Consider the following 22,088-nt stretch of genomic DNA (forward strand, 5'->3'; position numbering starts at 1 on the left):
CGCTGCGCCGCCGATTTTGCTTGGCATTTGCCGGTTGAGCGCATCGCAGCTCTAAAACGAGGCTTGCAATTTCCCCTTGAGTGTTCTTATTTTGTTCTATTGAGGTGAGTGGGAGGACGTGATGTCCATTCTTGATCATATCGGTTTTGCGGTCAGCGATTTTCCGGCGTCTCGTGCGTTCTACGAAAAGGCCCTGGCGCCACTTGACATCAAGGTGTTGATGGACGTCACCGCTGAAATGACGGGTGGACCCGCCTATTGCGGTTTCGGCAAGGACAAGCCGGACTTCTGGATTGGTGAAGGCAAAGCCCCCGGAACACCGGTGCATGTCGCCTTTGCTGCTTCGAACCGGGCGCTCGTCGATGCCTTCTACGAGGCTGCGATCGCAGCCGGCGGCAAGGATAACGGCGCACCGGGTCTGCGGCCGCAGTACCACGAAAATTACTACGGTGCTTTCGTACTCGACCCGGATGGTCTGAATATCGAGGCGGTCTGTCACCTGCCTGAATAAGTCTTTGTTTCCTGATTTCAATTTGGAGAAAAAAATGCACAAGAGCCGGCTGGGAGATCTGGTGATCGACTGTGAAGGTGGCGATATCGACCGCCATGCGGAATTCTGGGCCGGTGCGCTCGGGCGCACTGTTGAAGCTGAGCCGAAAAACCCACGCTATCGCCGCCTGATCGGCACGGAAGATGAAATCGGCATCCTGCTCCAGTCGGTCGAGCATCCTTCCCGCATGCACCTGGATATCGAAACCGACGATCCGGAAAAGGAAGTTGCCCGGCTTGAAGGTCTGGGCGCGACTATCGTTCAGAAACTGGACGGCTGGACAGTGATGCAGGCAACCAGCGGTCACCGGTTCTGCGTCGTCAAACCGCAACTCGCCGGTTTTGAGGAGGCTGCCAAGGCCTGGGAGGCCTGAGAACGGCCTGATCGGACATGGCTTTGGCTGCCCGAAACGAGGGGACACACGCCAGGCTCACGGGCATGTGCTGGTTTGGGGAGCGGAGTTGAGTTTGTCTCAGCCGCCGGGCGCGTTACCTCTTTCGGGTAGAACTCGAAATGCCTTCACGGATCTTCCAACCCATGAAGCGTATTTCAAAGTCGAAGACCACAGCTCGAAACCCAAGCGCGCTGGTCGTCTTTCCGGTCGGGGTTTCGCCATCATCACCAGGTTGGCGCCCCCTTAGGAAAGGTCGACCACAACCAACTGCCCGGAGGACCTGACATGAAACGCCTGCTCCCGCTCACTTTCTTTGCCGCGCTCGTGGCGTCGATGCCTCCGGGTACCGCACAGGCCGAAACCGCGGTGCTTGCCGGAGGATGCTTCTGGTGCGTTGAATCCGATCTTGAGAAACTTCCCGGCGTGCGCGATGTCGTTTCCGGCTATGCCGGTGGGGAGACCCAGAATCCTACCTACAAGGATTATGATCGTGGCGGTCACCGGGAGGTCGTCAAGGTCGATTTCGACGAGAACAAGATCAGTTACGCCGAACTTGTCGGGATCTTCCTGCGCACCGTCGATGTGACGGATGCCGGCGGTCAATTCTGCGACCGGGGACATGCCTATTCCACCGCCATCTATCCTCTGGACGAAACCCAGGCGAAACAGGCCAGGGCGGAAATCGCGAAGGCGGAAAAGGCACTCGGCGGAAAGATCGTAACGCCGGTCGAGGCTCCGGCCGTTTTCTGGCCCGCCGAGGACTACCACCAGGCCTATTACAAGAGCCAGGTTCGTACGCTCACCCGCTTCGGCTACGTCACCCGCGCCGACGCCTACAAAGGCTACAGGAAAGGGTGCGGCAGGGATGCACAGGTCAAGGCTGTGTGGGGCAGCGAAGCCTTCAAGGGGCTGCCCAAGGCAGGATCATAACATTCGAAAATGGGCCGTTTCCGCGGGGAACGGCCCAAAAGAACAGCATTTTCGTCGAATTTTCAGGCATCAATTTGCCGTAGGGTAAGGTGTACACTACATACTTTCAGTGGGCTTACGTCTGAAAGGACGCTAACATGCTGAGCTTGTTTGGAAGTCGCGTTACAGCAGAGCCGGAATTTATTTCTGAATTGAGAGCCGTCGAGACGGAAGACCGCCTTCGAAGATCCACCGCCGCCATGCTGGAAGCAGCAGGGTTGGAGATCTGTGACACCAACACACCGACCGAATTTGCGGCAGCTGCCACCGTGTCGATCATGAAGCTCGTGCTGAAAGTGGTCGAGCGCGACTTTGACGAACTGTGCTTCGAAAACCGATTTGTCACCGGCCTGTTCGGGTTCCTGATTGCCCATAACCTGACGCGCCGCACCAATGCTGATCTTGGTGTCGTGCTGGGTATTGCGGGTCTGGACCTCTTCTCGCATGAGGAAATCGAACAGATCTACAAGCTCGGCTCGTCCTACAGGCGTCTGCGCCAGCACCGGAACATGCATCTGGCGCTCAGGGACATCATCGACAGTTTCCTGTCGCATCCTGATGAAGAAACCTTGTCGGATCTTGCCGGGGTTTATCAGCTCTGCCTGCAGCAGGACGGTTGACCGGATTTCATCGGCAACCATCGTGGCGGTCATACGCCGGCTTCAAATGCCTCGACCAGCTCGAGGAACGCCTCGCCGTATTTTTCAAGTTTGGACTGCCCGACACCGGAAACGGCCAGCAGCGCATCTTCGGTCACCGGGCGCGCAGCGGAAATCCCGGCCAGCGTCGCGTCCGTGAACACCACATAGGGCGGTACGCCCTGATCGCGGGCAATCTGGGTCCGCAGCCTGCGCAAGCGTTCAAACAGCAGCCTGTCTTCATGGTCCAGTTCATCGGCGATGGAGGCCGTACGTGAAGAACTCGTCCGTTTCAGGCCTGCCGCGCTCCGGTCCTTGCGCAAGGCGAGCTTCTCGTCACCGCGCAGGACGCTCCGCGCCTTTTCCGTCAGAACCAGAGCACCGAACTGGGCATGGTCGACATCGACATAGCCTGCGGCGACAAGCTGACGGGCAATCGACTGCCAGGTCTTCTGCGGGACGTCCTGACCAATTCCGAAAACCGACAGCGTGTCATGGCCGAAGCGGGTGCTTTTCTCGTTGGTCTTGCCCAGAAGCACATCTATGACATGCGCCGTGCCGAAACGTTGACCAGTACGATAGATCGCCGACATCAGCTTTTGGGCAGCTTCCGTGCCGTCCCAGGTCTCCACCGGGGACAGGCAGGTGTCGCAGTTGCCACAGGGTTTGGGGTAGGTCTCGCCAAAATGGGCCAGCAGGGCCTGACGACGGCAACCGGCCGTTTCACAAATGCCGAGAAGCGCATTCAGCTTGGCATTTTCCGCGCGCTTGACCTCCTCGGGCGCATCGCCCTCGGCAATCATGCGTCGGCGCTGCACCAGATCTGCCATGCCGTAAGCCATAAAGGCTTCGGAGGGAGCGCCGTCGCGGCCTGCGCGGCCGGTTTCCTGGTAATAGGCCTCGACCGAAGACGGCAGATCCAGATGCGCGACATAGCGCACATCCGGCTTGTCGATACCCATGCCGAAGGCAACCGTCGCCACCAGGCACAGCCCTTCTTCCAGCAGAAACGCATCCTGGTTGGCGGAGCGCTGTTCCGCAGGCAATCCGGCGTGATAGGGCAGGGCCCTGATGCCCTTAGAGGTCAGCCATTCGGCGATATCCTCGACCTTTGCCCGCGACAGGCAATAAACGATGCCGCTCTCGCCGGAGTGTTTCTTCAGGAAATCCAGCAGCTGCTGGCGCTGGTTGGTGCGCTCGACAATCTCGTAGCGGATGTTGGGCCGGTCGAAGCTGGTGGAAAAGACGGCGGCGTCTTCCAGCTGCAGGCGGGCCAGAATGTCTTTTTGGGTGTGCGGGTCGGCAGTCGCGGTCAACGCCACACGCGGCACGCCCGGATAGCGGTCGCGCAGACAGGACAGCGACATGTACTCCGGACGGAAGTCATGTCCCCACTGGCTGACGCAATGCGCTTCATCGATGGCAAAAAGGGCAATCTGCAGCGTGTCCAGGAACTTGCGGAAGCTCTCGGTGCCCAGCCGCTCCGGTGTCACGTAGAGCAGGTCGATTTCACCGCGGCGCAGGGCACTGCGAATGCCGTCCTGTTCTTCCGGTGACAGCGTGGAATTGAGGGCCGCGGCCTGAACGCCAGCGGCGCGAAGCGCACCGACCTGGTCTTTCATCAGCGCGATCAGTGGCGAGACGACAATGCCCACCCCACGCCGGCACAGTGCCGGGATCTGGTAACAGAGCGACTTGCCTGCGCCGGTTGGAAACAGAACGACAGCGTCGTTGCCGTCCACAAGCGTTTCGATCACCGCCTGCTGTTTGCCCCTGAAGCTGCTGTAGCCGAAAACCTTCTGCAGAACCGCAAGCGGCTTCGGCTCCGGACGCACGGTCGGAGCAACGGCATGCTGCACTGGAATGACTTCCTCCGCGGCAACAGCGGGCGAAACGGGCATGGGTGAGACGGGTCCTTTGATTCTCCCGCACAATGTCTTATTCGCGGAAGAAGGGCAATGAAGGCGGAACCGCGCCTGTGGATGACGTGCAGGCCCTGGTCAGAGCATCAAAAAATCAGATGCTTAGGAGACGCGTGGAGGCGGTGCGTTGGCACCTAGAACTCGGCGTCCGGATCCGTCGCCAGCGTTTCGGCGCAGTGAATGCGCATCTGTTCAGTCAGATCGCCAAGGTCGCCTTCAAGTTTTTCCGGCCGGATCGGCTTGCCGAAATGCACGTTGAACTTGGCATGTTCCTTGTTGAGCAATTCGTTGAAGACCGTCATGTCGCGCAATTCGGTCGACACTCTTGCAAGGAAATAGAACAGGCCGGAATTGCGCCCGCCCATGTGCATGGGAATGATCGGGGCCTTGTTCTTGCGTGCCAGCGCCAGGGCTGACGTCATCCAGGGCCGTTCTGTCAGCTTGCCGTCGTGCCAATAGGCCAGGCGCCCGGAGGGAAACAGCACCACCACCCGCTCCTTGGCAAAGGCGGAGGAGGCGAGCTTGATCGTTTCCTTGGATTTTTCGCGGGTCTTGAAGTCAGCACGCCATTCGACCGGAATGATCATGTCGGCAAGGCGCGGGTTGATGCGGATGGCATCGCGATTGGCAAAGATCGCAAGATCGTTCCGGCGGGACTTGATCGCATCATAAAGCACGATGCCGTCGGCAATGCCGGTCGGGTGGTTGGACACCAGAACGACGGGGCCTTCCTGCGGAACCCGTTCAAGGCCAAGCGTGGTGACGTCAAGCGACAGCAATCCGCTCAAATGGGCAAAAACCTCCAGCGCTTCCATCTGCGCAATGGTGTCGGCCATTTCGACGGCGGACTTGTAGCGAAGGATCTTGTGAGCGAAGGGTCTGATGAAGGGCCACCACGGGCTGGCCATCACCAGCTTGCCCCGTTCGGCAATCAGAAGGTCGACGATATGCTGCTCAGAAATCTGCCTCTGTGCCGCGGCCTGACGGCGCGTCGGCAAGGTGTCTGTCGTCTGGTCGGTCGTCCGCACAATGCACCTCTGCCCACGAGATTACTGCCTCACTCCGATGCATCGTTAACGAAATCAGCCTCTTGGTGCAAATGATCGTTGTACGAATTTCAGGATCGGAATCCGCCCATCGGCGGCTCAGCTCCATAGGGAACTGGTGAAAATTGCCAGCGATGTCAAGAAGGAGGCTGCCCAGGCAAGCGAGCGCGGCGAGGCGCGGTCCGCCCAGTAGCAGCCGATATAAATGATCCTCAGTAACACGAAAAGCACGGCGAGCCTGTCGATCCAGTGCGGGTCGCCGCCCTGGTTGAGGCCAACGAAAACGGCAACCGCAAACAGGGGAAATGCCTCGAAGCCATTCGCCTGTGCCCCCTGTGCGCGGGCGCGGAAACCGTCTCGCCAATAGTCCGGGTCACGTGGGCGGGCGTTGTCGAAGGACTTGTCCAGTTTTGCCGGAAAGACGGAAAGCAGCGGCAGGATGGCGGCGGCAAGGACACACCAGAAGGCGACGGGCATGTGGGCTCCTCAGGAACGTGTTGCAGGTCTTGCGCGCGAATACCCGGAATGAGGCTGCAGCGGGGTACCGGGCTGCACGCGAGCGTTTGTGCGCATATCTATCAGGCTCGTGGAAGATATCCTCATGATTTTCGATGTTGCCCCGGGTTTGTCATAAAGTCTTCCCGTCCCGGCGCTAGGGGGAGGCCGCCCATGACGTGATTGGCATGGGCCGCAGCCGCGAAGGAATACCCCTTGTCGAAAACAACCGTTCTGTTCGTCTGTCCGGACAACAGCCTGCTGTCGCCCCTGGCCGAAGCCTATCTGAATTTTCGGGCAGGTGGTCTGATGCGGGCGTTCTCCGCAGGTGTGGCTCCTTCCCAGGAGCTGAGCCGGCATGTGCGCCGGATACTGTCGGCACGGGGAATTGATGCCAAAGGGCTTGCGCCCAAGCCGATCGACATTTTCCTGATGCCGCATGCTGAAATTCCCGACAGGGTCGTCTATCTCGCTGACCAGGCGCCGGTGGCCTTGCCGCCGCAGTGGAAGACCACGACATCGAGCCATTGGTGGAACATTGCCGCAAAACCGCCTTTTCCGGATGGTTTTGGTGCCTGCGCCACTTATTTCGAGAAGATTGCCGAGGCGATCGACAGGCTTGTGGAGCCGCCAAAAACAGCAGGCAAGGCCGTCTCGAACCGGGTTGCCTGAGTGATCTGAAAACGGTCGATTCTCAGGATTTTGGATTTTCGACAAATTGTGGGCTAAGAGTTGCTCCCATATTGGGACGAAGGTGAGGGATTGATTCGTCATGATGCGCGCGGGAAAGTTTGTTTTGATCGTCGGCCTGGTGGTCCTGGCAGCTGGTTGCCAGAGATTGTCCGGAGGCCGGAATTATGCCGAACCGCTGCCGGCGACCCCGACTACACCCGTAGGCTCGGGACAGCTTGCACCGCTTGATCCCAACGCGCCGGCCGGCGGTCTCAACGATCCGTCGGCTCAGCCGACCGACCTGGCCAGCAACCCGGTTGCAGCGCCTGCCGATGCCAAGGAAGTTGGCCGGACAGACCTTCTGGGTGGCTGGAAAATCACCTCCGCTGGCGACAACTGCATGGCCTTCATGACGCTGACAACATGGTCCGGCGGCTACCGTGCAAATACCAGAGGTTGTGCTTCGCCTGTACTGTCCGGGATCTCTGCATGGGACCTGAGCGGCAATCAGGTGGTTCTGAAGGACGGCACCGGCCTGATCGTTGCACAGCTTTACTCCAGCGCTTCCGGCCAGTTCAACGGTCAGACCTCTACCGGATCGCCGATCTCGCTGTACCGTTAAGGCCCCTCCGTATTTATGCTGGACAGCTCGCGCTATAGGTGTATATTTGCATAGCTACCGGAAAGGCTGTGCAAATGTCAAAATATGAACCACTGCGGGAACACTTGGCACGACTGGAAGATGTTGTCTGGGCGGCCAAGCTGAACGAAGTCGAAGATATCATAGGCTCGTCGCTGCCCAAGAGCGCCCGGGAACACCGGACATGGTGGGCAAATTCCGGCGGCAGTCTCGTTCACCAGAACGCCTGGCTTGATGCCGGCTGGCGGGTAGAGCGAACCGATCTCATGCGCGATGTCATCGTCTTCCGCCGGTTGCGCATCGGCGGAACCGTGGCCGGGGTGTCCGCCCGTATGGATCGGACCGCCAAGAATCCGCAGAAAACTGCAGAAAAGCGGCTCACCAAGGAAATGGCGGCCCTTCGTCAGCCTGCAACCGTAACGTTGCGCTCCGAATGGACCACGCTTGGCGATGTCCAGCGCACGCCCTGTTCCAATTCCATCATTCCGCAGGAGGGCGGCGTTGTGCGCTTTGCGGCCATGGAAGGCGACGAAGTCGTCACTGCCATCGTCGCAACCTTGTCGGTTCACAAGGCCTATCGCAGCCTGCGCATGGCGATGAAGGGTCTGGACGACGATACCGGCAGCCGTGTCGGCACGGAGCTGTTCAAGAAAGCCGGTTTTGATGCCGCCGCACCAATCGAATGCGATGTCGTCAAGTCCGGCAATGCCTGGCTGCTGACCGACGGTCGTGGCCGCAAGGCCAATCTGGACGACCAGTCCGAGTGTTATCTGGTTGCCCAGCTGCTCTATCTTCAGGAAGTTCAGAACGGTCGAAAGACAGCCCTTTACCTGCGCTAAGCGTTGTCTGAGTGCTTTTTGCGCTCAGCCGGGCACAGGCATGATGGCCGGGTCCAGTCAGGCCGAGCCGTTTGGGTGTTCATGATTGCGTTCCTCCCGCACAGGACCCCTCCCTGTGCCCTGCGCCCGTAACCCTCCCACCGGTTGCGGGCGCTGTTTGTTCAGAGGGCGTGCTGCCTTCCTGTTTCGAGTTCCTCAAGGCTTGGCCTGTGCTTTTCTGTCCCTAATCAGTGAATTTCGAACCGGGCTGCTGGGTGCAGTGTTCCGTTAAGTGGGGCAGTGATGGCGGCGCCGGAAGGAGCGTCATCGCTGGATCAGTCGCATACCTTCCGCTGAGAGCACGCCTTCGATGAAGGATGTCTTGCCGGAATTGTATGTTTCCCAGTCGGGGGTCGAACCGGCCTTGAGGGCAAGGCCCTGTTTCAATACGGCATAGCGCCCAGCAAGGCTGGCATCGCCGCGCAAGGCGTCGCGAAACTTGCGCCGCTGATCAGGTGAGGGGCAATCGGATGCACACAGACACAGCCGATGCGCGATAATCAGCTCGTGATTTTCCCTCTCGTTCGACCGGAGACCTGGTCCGGCTGGCCGGGTCATTTGCACTTCGTCTTCCCGAAAGCGGGCGCCGAGATCATGGTAGCCATACAGCAGGAGGTCGTTGCTGAGTGCAGCCGGTGAAAATCCGGGAGCCAGCGTTACATCGATATGAAGTTTGGGTTTGGCAATCAGCCCAGGGACGGCCGTGGACCCGACATGGTCCAGGCGCAGGGCCTTAGCTCCCAGGAGATGTCCGAGGTCGTCGATCAGCAGGTCAGCCTGGCGAAACCAGTCCGGATTATGTGGGAGTAACGGAATGGACATGAGGTCTGAAATCCTTAAATTTCAAACGGTTGAAAAACAAATCCGTAAGAATGTGTGATCGTATGCAACCATATCATGACTTGCATCTGCGACGTTTTGACCTTATTCCGCCGTGCAAATAGATACGTCCAAGACCCCATGAATTCTCATGGAGGGAGCAGCACCCTTGAAGATGGAACTGCCGGTCAACCGCGCCCTGAGCGCCCGCTACGACGCGCTCATCGCGTCGGGTGAGATCAAGGAAGACCCCGTGCAACGGGAGGCGGTGCGCCAGCTCGATCTCCTGAACACCCGTCTTGCCGAAACCCGCCTGGCCTCCAAGAAAAGTTCACTTGGCTGGCTGTTCGCCAACAAGAAGAACCAGCTCTGGGCCTCCGTACAGGGGCTGTACATGTGGGGCGGTGTCGGGCGCGGCAAGACGATGCTGATGGACCTCTTTTACGAGGTCACGGTCATCCGCCGCAAAAGGCGTGTGCATTTCCACGAATTCATGACCGATGTGCACGAGCGCATTCATGCCCACCGCCAGGCGCACAAGCGCGGCGAGGTCAAGGGTGACGATCCGATCCCGCCCGTGGCGAGCCAGATTGCCGAAGAAACGCGGCTGCTGCTGTTTGATGAGTTCTCGGTGACCGACATTGCCGATGCGATGATCCTCGGCCGCCTGTTCACCCAGCTTTTCGAGCGCGGCGTCATCGTTGTCGCCACGTCCAACGTCGAGCCGTCTCTCCTGTACAAGGACGGGCTCAATCGCCAGCTGTTCCTGCCCTTCATCAAGATGCTGACCTCCAAGGTGGAAGTGCTGCATCTGGACAGTCCGACGGATTACCGGCTGGAGAAGCTTGCTGGTGCGCCGGTCTATGTCACGCCTCTTGGCGAGAGTGCAAACGCCCAGATGGATGAGCTCTTTGCCAAGCTGACGCACGGCATGACACCGCATTCCGAAGAGCTGGAGAACAAGGGCCGCAAGATCGCCGTTCCCTGTGTCGCGGCCGGAGCGGCCAGGTTCACCTTCGACGACCTGTGCATGCAGCCGTTGGGGGCAAGTGATTATCTGCGCATCGCTCATGCCTTCGGCACGGTGTTTCTGGACAACGTGCCCGTGCTGTCCAAGGCGCGGCGCAACGAAGCCAAGCGCTTCATCAATCTGATCGATACGCTTTACGATAACGGCATCAAGCTGGTGGTATCGGCTGAGGCTGAGCCGCAGGATCTTTACGTCGGCGAGGACGGCACGGAAGCCTTTGAATTCGACCGGACAGCCTCCCGGTTGATCGAGATGCGGTCCGAGGCGTACCTTGCGGGAGAAAGACGACAAGTACACGCATAGGTCTGCATTCCCTATAGGTGAATTATGCAGGCGGGAAGATCTGAGAAAATTTGTCCGGCATCGCGCAATATTCTTTTGGCGAGGTTGCGCGGGCGGATCAAAGGGAGTAGTGCCATCCTCAGTCATCAGAGGATGGCATGGAGTTCCATCTTACGTAAAGGGAAACTTTCGAAATGGCGCGGAACAAGATTGCCTTGATCGGCTCTGGTCAGATCGGCGGCACGCTCGCACATCTGGCAGGTTTGAAGGAACTGGGAGACATCGTGCTCTTCGACATCGCGGAAGGTGTTCCGCAGGGTAAGGCGCTCGACCTGGCCGAGTCCTCCCCGGTCGATGGCTTCGATGCCAAAATGGCGGGTGCCAACAGCTACGAAGCCATCGAAGGCTCGGATGTTGTCATTGTGACCGCCGGTGTTCCGCGTAAACCCGGCATGAGCCGCGACGACCTTCTGGAAATCAACCTGAAGGTTATGGAGCAGGTTGGCGCCGGCATCGCAAAGTATGCCCCGAACGCATTCGTCATCTGCATCACCAACCCGCTCGACGCGATGGTCTGGGCCCTGCAGAAGTTCTCCGGTCTGCCGAAGAACAAGGTCGTCGGCATGGCAGGCGTACTGGATAGCGCCCGTTTCCGTTACTTCCTGGCAGACGAGTTCAACGTCTCCATCGAAGATGTGACCGCATTCGTTCTCGGCGGCCACGGCGACACCATGGTGCCGCTGACCCGCTACTCCACCGTTGCCGGCATCCCGCTCACCGATCTGGTCAAGATGGGCTGGTGCACCGCCGAGCGTCTGGAAGAAATCGTCCAGCGCACCCGTGACGGCGGCGCGGAGATCGTCGGCCTCCTGAAGACCGGCTCCGCTTTCTACGCACCTGCTGCTTCCGCCATCGCAATGGCCGAAAGCTACCTGAAGGACAAGAAGCGCGTTCTGCCGTGTGCAGCTGCTCTCGACGGTCAGTACGGCCTGAAGGACACCTATGTGGGCGTTCCGGTCGTGATCGGCGCCGATGGCGTCGAGCGCATCATCGAGATCGACCTGCAGGGCGACGAAAAGGCCAACTTCGACAAGTCTGTCGCTTCCGTCGACGGTCTGGTCGAGGCCTGCAAGAAAATTCAGCCGGCGCTCGCCTGAACCGGGCCCGCCTAAGGGAATTTGCGGCCGTTCTTCCTGCCGGGAAGAACGGTCCTCCGACAACGGGGGAAACACATGAACATTCATGAATACCAGGCCAAGGCCGTTCTGAAGGAATACGGTGCACCGGTGGCCGAAGGCGTTGCCATCTTCTCCGCCGACGAAGCCGAAGCAGCCGCCAAGAGCCTTCCGGGCCCGCTCTGGGTCGTGAAGTCGCAGATCCACGCTGGTGGCCGCGGCAAGGGCAAGTTCAAGGAACTGTCCGCTGATGCCAAGGGCGGTGTCCGTCTGGCTTTCTCGCTGGACGAAGTCACGTCCAACGCCAAGGAAATGCTCGGCAACACGCTGGTCACCAAACAGACCGGTGCCGCAGGCAAGGTAGTCAACCGTCTCTACATCGAAGACGGCGCCGACATCGAGCGTGAGCTTTACCTCTCCATTCTGGTCGACCGGACCGTTGGCCGCCCGGCTTTCGTTGTCTCCACCGAAGGTGGCATGGACATTGAAGCGGTTGCCGAAGAAACCCCTGAAAAGATCGTCACCCTGCCGATCGATCCGGAAACCGGTGTGACCGAAGCCGATGCCGCCAAGCTGTGCGACGCGCTGGAACTGACCGGTGCGGCACGCGAAGACGGCATGAAGCTGTTCCCGATCCTGCACACGGCTTTCGTCGAGAAGGACATGAGCCTTCTGGAAGTCAACCCGCTGATCGTCATGAAGGACGGCCGCCTGCGCGTACTGGACGCCAAGGTTTCCTTCGACGGCAACGCCCTGTTCCGTCATCCGGACATCATGGAGCTGCGCGACGTCACCGAGGAAGACGACAAGGAAATCGAGGCCTCCAAGTATGACCTCGCATATGTCGCTCTCGACGGTGACATCGGCTGCATGGTCAACGGTGCCGGCCTTGCCATGGCGACCATGGACATCATCAAGCTCTACGGCGCCGAGCCGGCCAACTTCCTCGATGTTGGCGGTGGCGCTTCCAAGGAGAAGGTGACGGCCGCGTTCAAGATCATCACGTCCGATCCGAACGTGAAGGGCATCCTGGTCAACATCTTCGGCGGCATCATGCGCTGCGACGTGATCGCGGAAGGCGTGGTTGCAGCCGTCAAGGAAGTCGGCCTGCAGGTTCCGCTCGTTGTTCGCCTGGAAGGCACCAACGTGGAACTCGGCAAGAAGATCATCAACGAAAGCGGTCTGAACGTGATCGCCGCTGACGATCTCGACGACGCCGCCCAGAAAATCGTGAAAGCCGTGAAGGGCTGAATGTGAAAACGGCAGCGCTCAAATTGCTTTGCTTAGCGGCTATTACGACCCTGGTTTCTGCCGGGGTGGCTGTTGCGCGCTGCCCGCTTGAGGACTTTGCCAAAGTCTGTCTCCATAATTCGAGCAAACAAGAACTGCTCACCTGGGTTGAAGCCAACGGCTGGAAGATCCTTGGTTCTGACGGTTCATTGTCAGGTGACGGATTCCTAAGACTACAATCTTCGGACGGACTGGTTTTCGTGTCGGATTTTGTGGATTTCGACCAAGTCGTTCACATGGAATGTTCGACAACGTTGGAAACTCCGGTGGGGTTCGAAAAGGGAATAGTCTCGGACAGTTCAGGTTTGGACGGGAAACAATTTGTTGTCGCACCACCGGCTTGGGGGGCTCCGACATTGCAATGCTTGAACATGAAAGATCAGCTTCAGGCTTTGCTTCCCACTGAAAGTGTCGTTTTGCAGGAAGCAGAAGGCGCTCTCAAATTACGGACCGAACTTGATGGAAACTATTTGATCGTTATCGGTTCTCAAGCGGCTCACAATGCCTCGCATTCCACTTTTACTGCGACCAAAATCATCTTTAGGGAAGGCAGCTAAATGTCCATCCTCGTCAATAAAGACACGAAAATCATCGTTCAGGGCCTGACCGGCAAGACCGGCACGTTCCACACGGAACAGGCACTTGAATATTACGGCACCAAGATGGTCGCCGGTGTGCACCCGAAAAAGGGTGGCGAAACCTGGTCTTCCGGTGTCGACAGCGCGGCCTCTCTGCCGATCTTTGCGAGCGTTGGCGAAGCCAGGGAAGCAACCGGTGCCGACGCCTCCGTGATCTACGTTCCGCCGGCAGGCGCGGGCGCCGCGATCATCGAGGCCATCGAAGCGGAAGTTCCGTTCATCGTCTGCATCACCGAAGGCATCCCGGTTGCCGACATGGTCAAGGTCAAGGCCAAGCTGGAGAAATCCAAGTCGCGCCTCCTCGGCCCGAACTGCCCCGGTATCCTGACCCCGGAAGAATGCAAGATCGGCATCATGCCGGGCTCCATCTTCAAGAAAGGCTCCGTCGGTGTTGTTTCCCGCTCCGGCACCCTTACTTATGAAGCTGTTTTCCAGACCACAAATGCCGGCCTCGGCCAGACGACGGCTGTCGGCATCGGTGGCGACCCGGTCAAGGGCACCGAGTTCATCGACGTCCTGGAAATGTTCCTGGCCGACGACGAAACCCAGTCGATCATCATGATCGGCGAAATCGGTGGCTCCGCGGAAGAAGACGCGGCGCAGTTCCTGAAGGACGAAGCCAAGCGCGGCCGGTCCAAGCCGATGGCTGGTTTCATCGCCGGACGGACAGCGCCTCCGGGCCGCACCATGGGCCACGCCGGTGCCGTTATTTCAGGCGGCAAGGGCGGTGCAGAAGACAAGATCGCTGCGATGGAAGCTGCTGGCATCAAGGTGTCACCGTCTCCTGCGAAGCTCGGCGAGACCCTTCTCGAAGTCTTGAAGGGCTGATTCTGCAAGAATCTTTAGCGATGGGGACGGAAACTGTTTACGTTTCCTGTCGCATGATGAAAGGATGGGTTCCGGCGCGGTTGACGTGCCGTAACCATTTTTCGAGGGGTCGGTGGAAACCATCGGCCATTGTAGGGAAACCGGCCGCGGGTCAATTTTTCGGGCCCGCCTAAACAAAAGGGCGGAGGATACCTCCGCTAAAGGACATGGCACGGCAGGAAGCGAACAACGTATTCGCACTGACGTCGTTGCTTTACGGCGCCAACGCAGCCTATATCGAAGACCTCTACGCACAGTACAAGACAGATCCGAGCTCGGTCGACGCCGAGTGGCAGGACTTCTTTGCGGCCTTCCAGGACGAGAAGGAAGCCGTGCTGAAAGAGGCTCGCGGGGCGACCTGGAAACGCAAGGACTGGCCGATCGAGGCCAATGGCGACCTCGTCAATGCATTCGACGGCAATTGGGGCCCGATTGAGCAGAAGCTCGGCGACAAACTGAAAAAGAAGGCTGAAGCCAAGGGCGAGCCGGTTTCGGATCAGGAAGTTCATCAGGCGACCCGCGATTCCGTTCGCGCCCTGATGATGATCCGCGCCTATCGCATGCGCGGCCATCTTCATGCAGATCTCGACCCCCTCGGCCTGGCCGGCAAGGGCGATCACGAGGAGCTGCATCCCTCCTCCTACGGCTTTACCGAAGCCGACTGGGACCACAAGATCTTCATCGACCACGTGCTGGGTCTGGAATACGCCACCATCCGCGAGATGATGGACATCCTGAAGCGGACCTATTGCTCGACGCTGGGTGTCGAGTTCATGCATATCTCCGATCCGGCGGCCAAGGCCTGGATCCAGGAGCGCATTGAAGGTCCGGACAAGCAGGTTGCCTTCACCACGGAAGGCAAGAAGGCGATCCTGAACAAGCTGGTCGAAGCCGAAGGTTTCGAAAAGTTTCTGGACGTCAAATACACCGGCACCAAGCGCTTCGGCCTGGATGGCGGTGAAGCGCTGATCCCGGCGCTGGAACAGATCATCAAACGCGGCGGCTCGATGGGCCTTAAGGAAATCGTGTTCGGCATGGCCCACCGCGGCCGCCTGAACGTGCTTTCCCAGGTGATGGCCAAGCCGCACCGGGCAATCTTCCACGAGTTCAAGGGCGGCTCCTACGCGCCGGACGATGTGGAAGGCTCCGGCGACGTGAAGTATCACCTCGGCGCGTCTTCCGACCGGACGTTCGACGGCAATGACGTGCACCTGTCGCTGACGGCAAACCCCTCGCACCTGGAAATCGTCAACCCGGTGGTTCTGGGCAAGGCGCGCGCCAAGCAGGATCAGCTGGCTGCCGACGAGAACGGCAATTTCGTCGATACGACCGAAATCGACCGCGGCACGGTTCTGCCGCTGCTGCTGCACGGCGACGCCGCATTCGCCGGCCAGGGCGTTGTTGCGGAATGCTTTGGCCTGTCCGCGCTGCGTGGCCACCGCACCGGCGGTTCGGTCCATGTGATCATCAACAACCAGATCGGCTTCACCACCAACCCGCGCTTCTCGCGGTCTTCGCCCTATCCGTCGGATATGGCGAAGGTGATCGAGGCACCGATCTTCCACGTCAACGCGGATGATCCGGAAGCCGTCGTCTTTGCGGCCAAGATCGCGATTGAATATCGCCAGACGTTCCATCGTCCGGTGGTCATCGACATGATCTGCTATCGCCGCTTCGGCCACAACGAGGGCGACGAGCCGGCGTTCACGCAGCCGATCATGTACCGCAAGATCCGCAAGCATGCGACGACGCTGCAGCTCTACTCCGAACGCCTGATCAAGGAAGGTGTTCTGACGCAGGACGAAGTCGAGCACATGAAAGCCGACTGGCGCAAGCATCTGGACGACGAGTTCGATGCCGGTCAGGCCTTCAAGCCGAACAAGGCCGACTGGCTGGACGGCAAGTGGGCAGGCATGAAACGGGCCGACGACGAGGACGATCCGCGTCGCGGTGAAACCGGTCTGCCAATGGATGAACTGAAGTCGATCGGCCGGGCTCTGACCCACGTGCCGGACGGTTTCAACATCCACCGCACGATCGCGCGCTTCATGAACCAGCGCGAGCGCATGATCGAGACCGGCGAAGGCATCGACTGGGCAACCGCTGAAGCGCTTGCCTTCGGTTCGCTGCTGAAGGAAGGCCACCCGGTGCGCCTGTCCGGTCAGGATTGCGAACGCGGCACGTTCTCGCAGCGCCATTCGGTTCTGTATGATCAGGAAGACGAGAGCCGGTACATTCCGCTCAACAACGTCTCTCCCGATCAGCAGCGCTACGAGGTCATCAACTCGATGCTCTCGGAAGAAGCCGTACTCGGCTTCGAATATGGCTACTCGCTGGCAGAGCCGCGTGCTCTGACACTCTGGGAAGCCCAGTTCGGCGATTTCGCCAACGGCGCCCAGGTGGTGTTCGACCAGTTCATCTCTTCGGGTGAGCGCAAGTGGCTGCGCATGTCCGGCCTCGTCTGCCTGCTGCCGCATGGCTACGAAGGTCAGGGACCTGAGCACTCTTCCGCCCGTCTGGAGCGTTACCTCCAGCTTTGCGCTGAAGACAACATGCAGGTTGCGAATTGTTCGACGCCGTCGAACTACTTCCACATCCTGCGTCGTCAGCTGCGCCGCGATATCCGCAAGCCGCTTATCCTCATGACGCCGAAATCCTTGCTGCGTCACAAGAAGGCGGTATCCACGCTGCAGGAACTCGGTCCGGAGTCCTCCTTCCACCGTCTGTTGTGGGACGACTGGGGCCCCAACCTGAATTCGGAAGGCAAGCTGGTTTCAGACGACAAGATCCGGCGCGTCGTGATGTGCTCGGGCAAGGTCTACTACGATCTGTTCGAAGAGCGCGAAAAGCGCGGCGTCAACGACGTCTACCTGCTCCGCGTCGAACAGCTCTATCCGTTCCCGAAAAAGGCGCTGATGCTGGAACTAGCGCGCTTCCCGCAGGCCGAAATGGTCTGGTGTCAGGAAGAGCCCAAGAACATGGGCAGCTGGTTCTTCGTCGAGTCCTACATCGAATGGGTCCTGGAGCAGATCGACGCCAAGCACAAGCGCCCGCGCTATGCTGGCCGCAATGCGATGGCATCGACCGCAACCGGCCTGATGTCCTCGCATCTGGCGCAGTTGCAGGCGTTCCTCGAAGAGGCTCTGGGAAGTTAGTCACAAGAGGGCCTTCGGGCCCTCTTTCAAAAATTTGGCCAGGTAATTTTAAGAGAAGGCGACCATGGCAACCGAAATTCGCGTCCCCACGCTGGGTGAATCCGTTTCCGAAGCGACTATTGCGCAGTGGTTCAAGAAACCGGGCGACGCCGTCAGCCAGGACGAGCCCCTTGTGGAACTGGAAACCGACAAGGTAACCGTCGAAGTTCCGGCACCGGCCGCGGGCACGCTGGAAAGCATCGTGGTCAAGGAAGGCGACACCGTTGAAGTTGGCGCCCTGCTCGGTCAGATCGCAGAAGGCGCCGGTGCTCCGGCCGCGAAGGCTGAAGCGGCTCCGGCAAAGGCTGACGCCAAGGCCGAAACCAAATCCGAAAAGGCTCAGCTGGTCGATGTCGTCACGCCGAGCGCGGGCGAATCCGTCACCGAGGCGGAAGTCGGCGAATGGAGCGTGAAGGTCGGTGATGTGGTCAAGGCCGACGACACGCTGGTGGAACTGGAAACCGACAAGGCGGCCCAGGAAGTTCCGGCCCCGGTTGCCGGCACCATCGTCAAGATCGCAGTCGAAACCGGTACGACCGTTGAGCCCGGCGTTCTGCTCTGCCAGATCGATCCGTCAGGCGAAGGTGCTGCCGCCGCTCCGGCAGCCGCTGCACCGGCACCGGCTGCGTCCGCTCCGGCCGCAAGCGGCGGGTCTTCCATGCCGCCGGCTCCGTCTGCTCAGAAGATGATGGCTGAAAACAACCTTTCCGCCGACCAGGTTGCCGGGTCCGGCAAGCGTGGTCAGGTACTGAAGGAAGACGTCATCAACGCGATCGCCTCCGGTGCAACCTCTTCGTCGGCAGCCCCGTCGGCTGCTCCCGTTGCCCGTGGCCCGGTTGCCGCCCAGGACGAAATTCGCGAAGAACGCGTTCGCATGACCAAGCTGCGCCAGACCATTGCGCGCCGCCTGAAAGACGCACAGAACTCCGCGGCCATGCTTACCACCTACAACGAAGTGGACATGGGCCCGGTCATGGAACTGCGCAAGCAGTACAAGGACCTGTTTGAGAAGAAACACGGCGTCAAGCTCGGCTTCATGGGCTTCTTCACCAAGGCGGTGACCCATGCGCTGAAAGAGATCCCGGCAGTCAATGCCGAGATCGACGGCACCGACATCATCTACAAGAACTTCTGCCACATCGGCGTCGCCGTCGGCACGGACAAGGGTCTCGTGGTTCCGGTTGTGCGCGACGCGGACCAGATGTCCATCGCAGAGATCGAGCAGGAAATCGGCAATCTCGGCCGCAAGGCGCGCGACGGCAAGCTGGGCATGGCTGATATGTCCGGCGGCACCTTCACCATCTCCAATGGCGGGGTGTATGGTTCACTGATGTCTTCGCCGATCCTGAACGCGCCGCAGTCCGGTATCCTGGGCATGCACAAGATCCAGGAACGTCCGATGGCTGTGAACGGCCAGGTGGTGATCCGCCCGATGATGTATCTGGCGCTCTCCTATGACCACCGGATTGTCGACGGCAAGGAAGCCGTGACCTTCCTGGTTCGCGTCAAGGAAAGCCTGGAAGATCCGCAGCGTCTGGTTCTGGATCTCTGATCCGGTTCAGGGCCTAGCTTGTGCCTTGCCGGGAACGCTCCGGCAGGGTACCCGGACATTTTAAGGTTGCCTGGCCAGCGGCGTTCCAGCTCTCGCGGTTGAATGCCCGTCGGTCTGGCCCAGGAGGAGCCGCATTGTGAGCCTGGAATTTCTGATTACTGCTCTTGTCGTGGTGCTCGTTCCGGGCACCGGTGTTGTTTATACGGTTGCCGTCGGACTTGGCAGAGGCCGTCAGGCATCCGTTGCCGCGGCCTTCGGCTGCACCCTCGGTATCATTCCCGCAATTCTGGCGTCCGTCGTGGGCCTGGCGGCGCTGATGCACACCAGTGCCCTGGTGTTCCAGGGCGTGAAATACGCCGGTGTCGCCTATCTTCTCTACCTTGCCTGGCAGACGCTGAAAGACAGCGGACCGATGGAACTGAAAGCCGACAGGGGTTCGCGCAAGAGCTTCCTTGCAACGGCGCGCACCGGCTTCCTGATCAACATCCTCAATCCCAAGCTGACGGTATTCTTCCTCGCCTTCCTGCCGCAATTCGTCAGCCATGATGCCGTCAATCCAACGCTCGACATGCTGCTGATGGGCGGCGTCTTCATGGCAATGACCTTCGTTGTCTTTGTCATCTATGGCGCGTTTGCTTCACTGGTCGGCGAGAAGGTGTTGAAGAGCGATCGCGTGATGGTCTGGATGCGCCGGACGGTGGCTGCAACCTTTGCCGGGTTCGGCTTGCGGCTGGCTCTGGCGGAGCAATAATCGGATCATCGCCGACACGGTGTGAGACGGTCAGGAGGAACAGGAATATGAACGCCATAAAGCGTTATGCCCTTTCGGTTGTTCTTGTCGTCTGGACCGTCCTCGGACTGATAGTCGCTTCGCACGCAAGCGAACAACGCACTGCGCTTGTGATCGGAAACGCGCAATATGGCTATGGCCCGCTCGCCAATCCGGTCAATGACGCTCTGGCCATCGCCCGCGCCCTCGACAAGGCGGGTTTCGAGGTGATCCTTCAGACTGACGCCAACCGCGATGCCATGGAGCAGGCAATCCGGGCCTTCGGTGATCGGCTGAAAAAGGAGGGTGGCGTCGGCCTGTTCTATTACGCCGGCCACGGTATCCAGATTAAGGGCGAAAACTACCTGCTGCCTGTGGCAGGAGATGCGCCGGCGGACGAGGTCCTGCAGCAGCAGTCGGTCGCGGTCAGCGAGGCCGTGGAAGTAATGACGTCGTCCCATGACGGGCTCAACATCGTCGTGCTGGACGCTTGCCGCAACAATCCCCTCGGTGGGGCATCGTCCGGCCTGTCGCGGATCGACAGCAATGCGCGCCTGTTCGTCTCGTATTCGACGTCTCCTGGCTCCGTGGCTCTGGACGGGCAGGGCAGCAACAGCCCTTTCACCAAGCATCTGGCCAGCGCCATCGCAACCCCGGCGCTCAATCTGGAAGAAACCTTCAAGCGCACGCTGAAGGGCGTCTTTCAGGAAACGAACGGCCAGCAAACGCCCTGGATTTCCTCGTCCTTCTTCGGAGATTTTACCTTCGTTGACGGTGGCACGGATAATCCGGCAGGATCAGTGCCCAAGATGGCCGCTCTTGCGGCAATCGGAACCGCGCTCAAGGAGAGCACCGCGCGCACCGGTCCGGCCCGCCAGATTTCGGGTGTTTACCGGGTTGAGGGAACCAACCCGAACGGAACGACCTACGACGGCATGCTGGCAATCACGCCGGAAGACCGGAATGTGCGGCTCACCTGGTGGATCGGGACCGACGTCTTCACCGGCGTCGGCGAGTTCGCCGGCCGCATGCTGGTGGTCAACTGGGGAGACAAGCACCCTGTCGTCTATTCCTTCACTGGCGCGGAAACGCTGGATGGTGAATGGGCGGACGGCTCGGCCAGCGAAAAGCTGACGCTCTATTCGCGCACTGCACCGGTCGAGGCGGAAGGGCTGACTGGCAACTATTCGGTTGCCGGCCGAAATCCGGACGGCACGACATATGACGGTACGGTCGTGTTGACGCAGCAGGGCCGGACATTCACGCTGATCTGGACAGTCGGCACCGACAGCTATCGCGGCGTGGGCGAACTGGATGGCAACGTGCTGACGGTGGACTGGGGCGACAAGACGCCGGTGGTTTACGCGGTCATGGCGGACGGGCATTTGAAAGGCCTCTGGGCCGCGGGCCGCGGCGCTGAAGAACTGACGCGCATTCAAGGGCAATAGGAACGGGAGCCGGTGGGAATTCATGACTGACACGGTTGTATTGGTAACGGGCGGGAGCCGGGGGATCGGCGCTGCCGTCAGCCGCAAGGTTGCGGCGCTCGGTCACAAGGTGATCGTCAACTACACGCACAACCAGGCTGCCGCTGATGCTCTCGTCGAGGAAATCAAGGCGGCCGGCGGCGAGGCCGTGGCAGTTCAGGGGGACGTCCAGAATGAAGCCGACGTGCTGCATCTTTTCGCCGAAGCCGACAAGCTCGGCACTCTCAAGGGCCTGGTCAACAATGCCGGTGTTGTCGACTATTCCCAGCGCGTCGATGAAATGACCCTGGAACGTCTGACACGAATGTTCTCCATCAACGTGATCGGCGCCTTCCTGTGTGCCCGCGAAGCGGTCAGACGCATGTCGACCAAGCATGGCGGCACCGGCGGTGTGATCGTCAATCTCGGGTCTGCAGCCTCCAAGCTGGGGTCACCTTCCCAATATGTCGACTATGCTGCCTCCAAGGGGGCTATCGATACCATGACTGTCGGATTGGCGCTGGAAGTTGCCGACGAAGGTGTTCGCGTCAACGGTATTCGTCCCGGCATTATCGACACCGATATCCATGCCTCGGGGGGCCATCCTGACCGGGTGGCCCAGCTCAGGTCCAAACTGCCGATGAAACGTGCCGGAACCGCCGACGAGGTGGCCGAAGCGATTCTGTGGCTTCTCTCCGACCAGTCCAGCTATACGACCGGTGCCATCCTCGATGTCTCCGGCGGCCGGGCAATCCTTCCCTAACCCCCATTCAAACCAGAAATGAAAGAGGCAAAGGCGACC

General features: G+C 59.8%; 21 protein-coding genes. 17 read left to right on the forward strand and 4 right to left on the reverse strand.

The window, feature by feature from the left end; all coding sequences use genetic code 11:
- Nucleotides 1-127: 127 nt before the first annotated feature.
- From Q666_RS36220 to Q666_RS36235, 4 genes are all read left to right on the forward strand, one after another.
- Nucleotides 128-511 carry a VOC family protein gene (locus Q666_RS36220; protein ID WP_031268681.1) on the forward strand — a complete coding sequence of 128 codons (384 nt, stop codon included), beginning with the start codon at nucleotides 128-130 and terminating at the stop codon, nucleotides 509-511.
- A 34-nt stretch (nucleotides 512-545) separates the two neighbouring features.
- A complete protein-coding gene (locus Q666_RS36225) occupies nucleotides 546-923 on the forward strand; it encodes a VOC family protein (RefSeq protein WP_022999029.1) in 378 nt (125 codons plus the stop codon).
- A gap of 354 nt (nucleotides 924-1,277) precedes the next feature.
- Nucleotides 1,278-1,874 (forward strand): peptide-methionine (S)-S-oxide reductase MsrA, encoded by a 597-nt coding sequence (gene msrA / locus Q666_RS36230; protein WP_152507486.1) that lies wholly within the window; start codon nucleotides 1,278-1,280, stop codon nucleotides 1,872-1,874.
- 137 nt (nucleotides 1,875-2,011) lie between these two features.
- The gene (locus Q666_RS36235) at nucleotides 2,012-2,533 is read left to right on the forward strand and encodes a hypothetical protein (RefSeq protein WP_022999027.1); all 522 of its coding nucleotides are present in this window, start codon (nucleotides 2,012-2,014) and stop codon (nucleotides 2,531-2,533) included.
- Between the two features lie 29 nt (nucleotides 2,534-2,562).
- Here the strand turns inward: Q666_RS36235 and recQ are convergent, their stop codons facing one another.
- From recQ to Q666_RS36250, 3 genes are all read right to left on the reverse strand, one after another.
- Nucleotides 2,563-4,452, reverse strand: coding sequence for a DNA helicase RecQ (gene recQ / locus Q666_RS36240; protein WP_022999026.1), 1,890 nt, complete (start codon nucleotides 4,450-4,452; stop codon nucleotides 2,563-2,565).
- Nucleotides 4,453-4,607: 155 nt separating this feature from the next.
- Nucleotides 4,608-5,501 (reverse strand): 1-acyl-sn-glycerol-3-phosphate acyltransferase, encoded by an 894-nt coding sequence (locus Q666_RS36245; protein ID WP_022999025.1) that lies wholly within the window; start codon nucleotides 5,499-5,501, stop codon nucleotides 4,608-4,610.
- A 117-nt stretch (nucleotides 5,502-5,618) separates the two neighbouring features.
- Complete coding sequence (locus Q666_RS36250; RefSeq protein ID WP_022999024.1) at nucleotides 5,619-5,996, reverse strand: MAPEG family protein; 378 nt, start codon at nucleotides 5,994-5,996, stop codon at nucleotides 5,619-5,621.
- Nucleotides 5,997-6,230: 234 nt separating this feature from the next.
- Between Q666_RS36250 and Q666_RS36255 the strand changes: the two genes are divergently transcribed.
- The 3 genes from Q666_RS36255 (at nucleotide 6,231) to Q666_RS36265 (ending at nucleotide 8,165) form a co-directional block, all read left to right on the forward strand.
- A complete protein-coding gene (locus Q666_RS36255; protein ID WP_022999023.1) occupies nucleotides 6,231-6,686 on the forward strand; it encodes a hypothetical protein in 456 nt (151 codons plus the stop codon).
- 100 nt (nucleotides 6,687-6,786) lie between these two features.
- A complete protein-coding gene (locus Q666_RS36260; RefSeq protein ID WP_022999022.1) occupies nucleotides 6,787-7,308 on the forward strand; it encodes a protease inhibitor Inh/omp19 family protein in 522 nt (173 codons plus the stop codon).
- Nucleotides 7,309-7,382: 74 nt separating this feature from the next.
- Nucleotides 7,383-8,165 (forward strand): hypothetical protein, encoded by a 783-nt coding sequence (locus Q666_RS36265; RefSeq protein WP_022999021.1) that lies wholly within the window; start codon nucleotides 7,383-7,385, stop codon nucleotides 8,163-8,165.
- Between the two features lie 303 nt (nucleotides 8,166-8,468).
- On the opposite strand, the gene Q666_RS36270 is transcribed toward Q666_RS36265, so the two are convergent.
- A complete protein-coding gene (locus Q666_RS36270) occupies nucleotides 8,469-9,026 on the reverse strand; it encodes a GrpB family protein (RefSeq protein WP_022999020.1) in 558 nt (185 codons plus the stop codon).
- Between the two features lie 172 nt (nucleotides 9,027-9,198).
- Between Q666_RS36270 and zapE the strand changes: the two genes are divergently transcribed.
- From zapE to Q666_RS36315, 10 genes are all read left to right on the forward strand, one after another.
- Complete coding sequence (gene zapE, locus Q666_RS36275; RefSeq protein WP_031268680.1) at nucleotides 9,199-10,356, forward strand: cell division protein ZapE; 1,158 nt, start codon at nucleotides 9,199-9,201, stop codon at nucleotides 10,354-10,356.
- A 173-nt stretch (nucleotides 10,357-10,529) separates the two neighbouring features.
- Nucleotides 10,530-11,492 (forward strand): malate dehydrogenase, encoded by a 963-nt coding sequence (gene mdh / locus Q666_RS36280; RefSeq protein WP_022999018.1) that lies wholly within the window; start codon nucleotides 10,530-10,532, stop codon nucleotides 11,490-11,492.
- A 75-nt stretch (nucleotides 11,493-11,567) separates the two neighbouring features.
- Nucleotides 11,568-12,761, forward strand: coding sequence for an ADP-forming succinate--CoA ligase subunit beta (gene sucC / locus Q666_RS36285; protein WP_022999017.1), 1,194 nt, complete (start codon nucleotides 11,568-11,570; stop codon nucleotides 12,759-12,761).
- A gap of 2 nt (nucleotides 12,762-12,763) precedes the next feature.
- Complete coding sequence (locus Q666_RS36290) at nucleotides 12,764-13,357, forward strand: hypothetical protein (RefSeq protein WP_022999016.1); 594 nt, start codon at nucleotides 12,764-12,766, stop codon at nucleotides 13,355-13,357.
- Entirely contained in the window at nucleotides 13,358-14,266 is a 909-nt protein-coding gene (gene sucD, locus Q666_RS36295) for a succinate--CoA ligase subunit alpha (protein WP_022999015.1), read from the forward strand.
- Between the two features lie 206 nt (nucleotides 14,267-14,472).
- On the forward strand, nucleotides 14,473-17,460 hold the full coding sequence (locus Q666_RS36300; protein ID WP_022999014.1) for a 2-oxoglutarate dehydrogenase E1 component: 2,988 nt from the start codon (nucleotides 14,473-14,475) through the stop codon (nucleotides 17,458-17,460).
- Between the two features lie 64 nt (nucleotides 17,461-17,524).
- Nucleotides 17,525-19,051: a 2-oxoglutarate dehydrogenase complex dihydrolipoyllysine-residue succinyltransferase gene (gene odhB / locus Q666_RS36305; RefSeq protein WP_022999013.1), complete on the forward strand. Its 1,527-nt coding sequence runs from the start codon at nucleotides 17,525-17,527 to the stop codon at nucleotides 19,049-19,051.
- 136 nt (nucleotides 19,052-19,187) lie between these two features.
- Nucleotides 19,188-19,802, forward strand: a complete 615-nt coding sequence (locus tag Q666_RS36310) for a LysE family translocator (protein WP_022999012.1) — start codon at nucleotides 19,188-19,190, stop codon at nucleotides 19,800-19,802.
- 47 nt (nucleotides 19,803-19,849) lie between these two features.
- The gene (locus tag Q666_RS64670; protein ID WP_022999011.1) at nucleotides 19,850-21,268 is read left to right on the forward strand and encodes a caspase family protein; all 1,419 of its coding nucleotides are present in this window, start codon (nucleotides 19,850-19,852) and stop codon (nucleotides 21,266-21,268) included.
- A 22-nt stretch (nucleotides 21,269-21,290) separates the two neighbouring features.
- Nucleotides 21,291-22,049 carry an SDR family oxidoreductase gene (locus Q666_RS36315; protein WP_022999010.1) on the forward strand — a complete coding sequence of 253 codons (759 nt, stop codon included), beginning with the start codon at nucleotides 21,291-21,293 and terminating at the stop codon, nucleotides 22,047-22,049.
- Nucleotides 22,050-22,088 lie beyond the last annotated feature (39 nt).

Source organism: Labrenzia sp. C1B70, assembly GCF_000475395.1.
Lineage (GTDB): Bacteria > Pseudomonadota > Alphaproteobacteria > Rhizobiales > Stappiaceae > Roseibium > Roseibium algicola.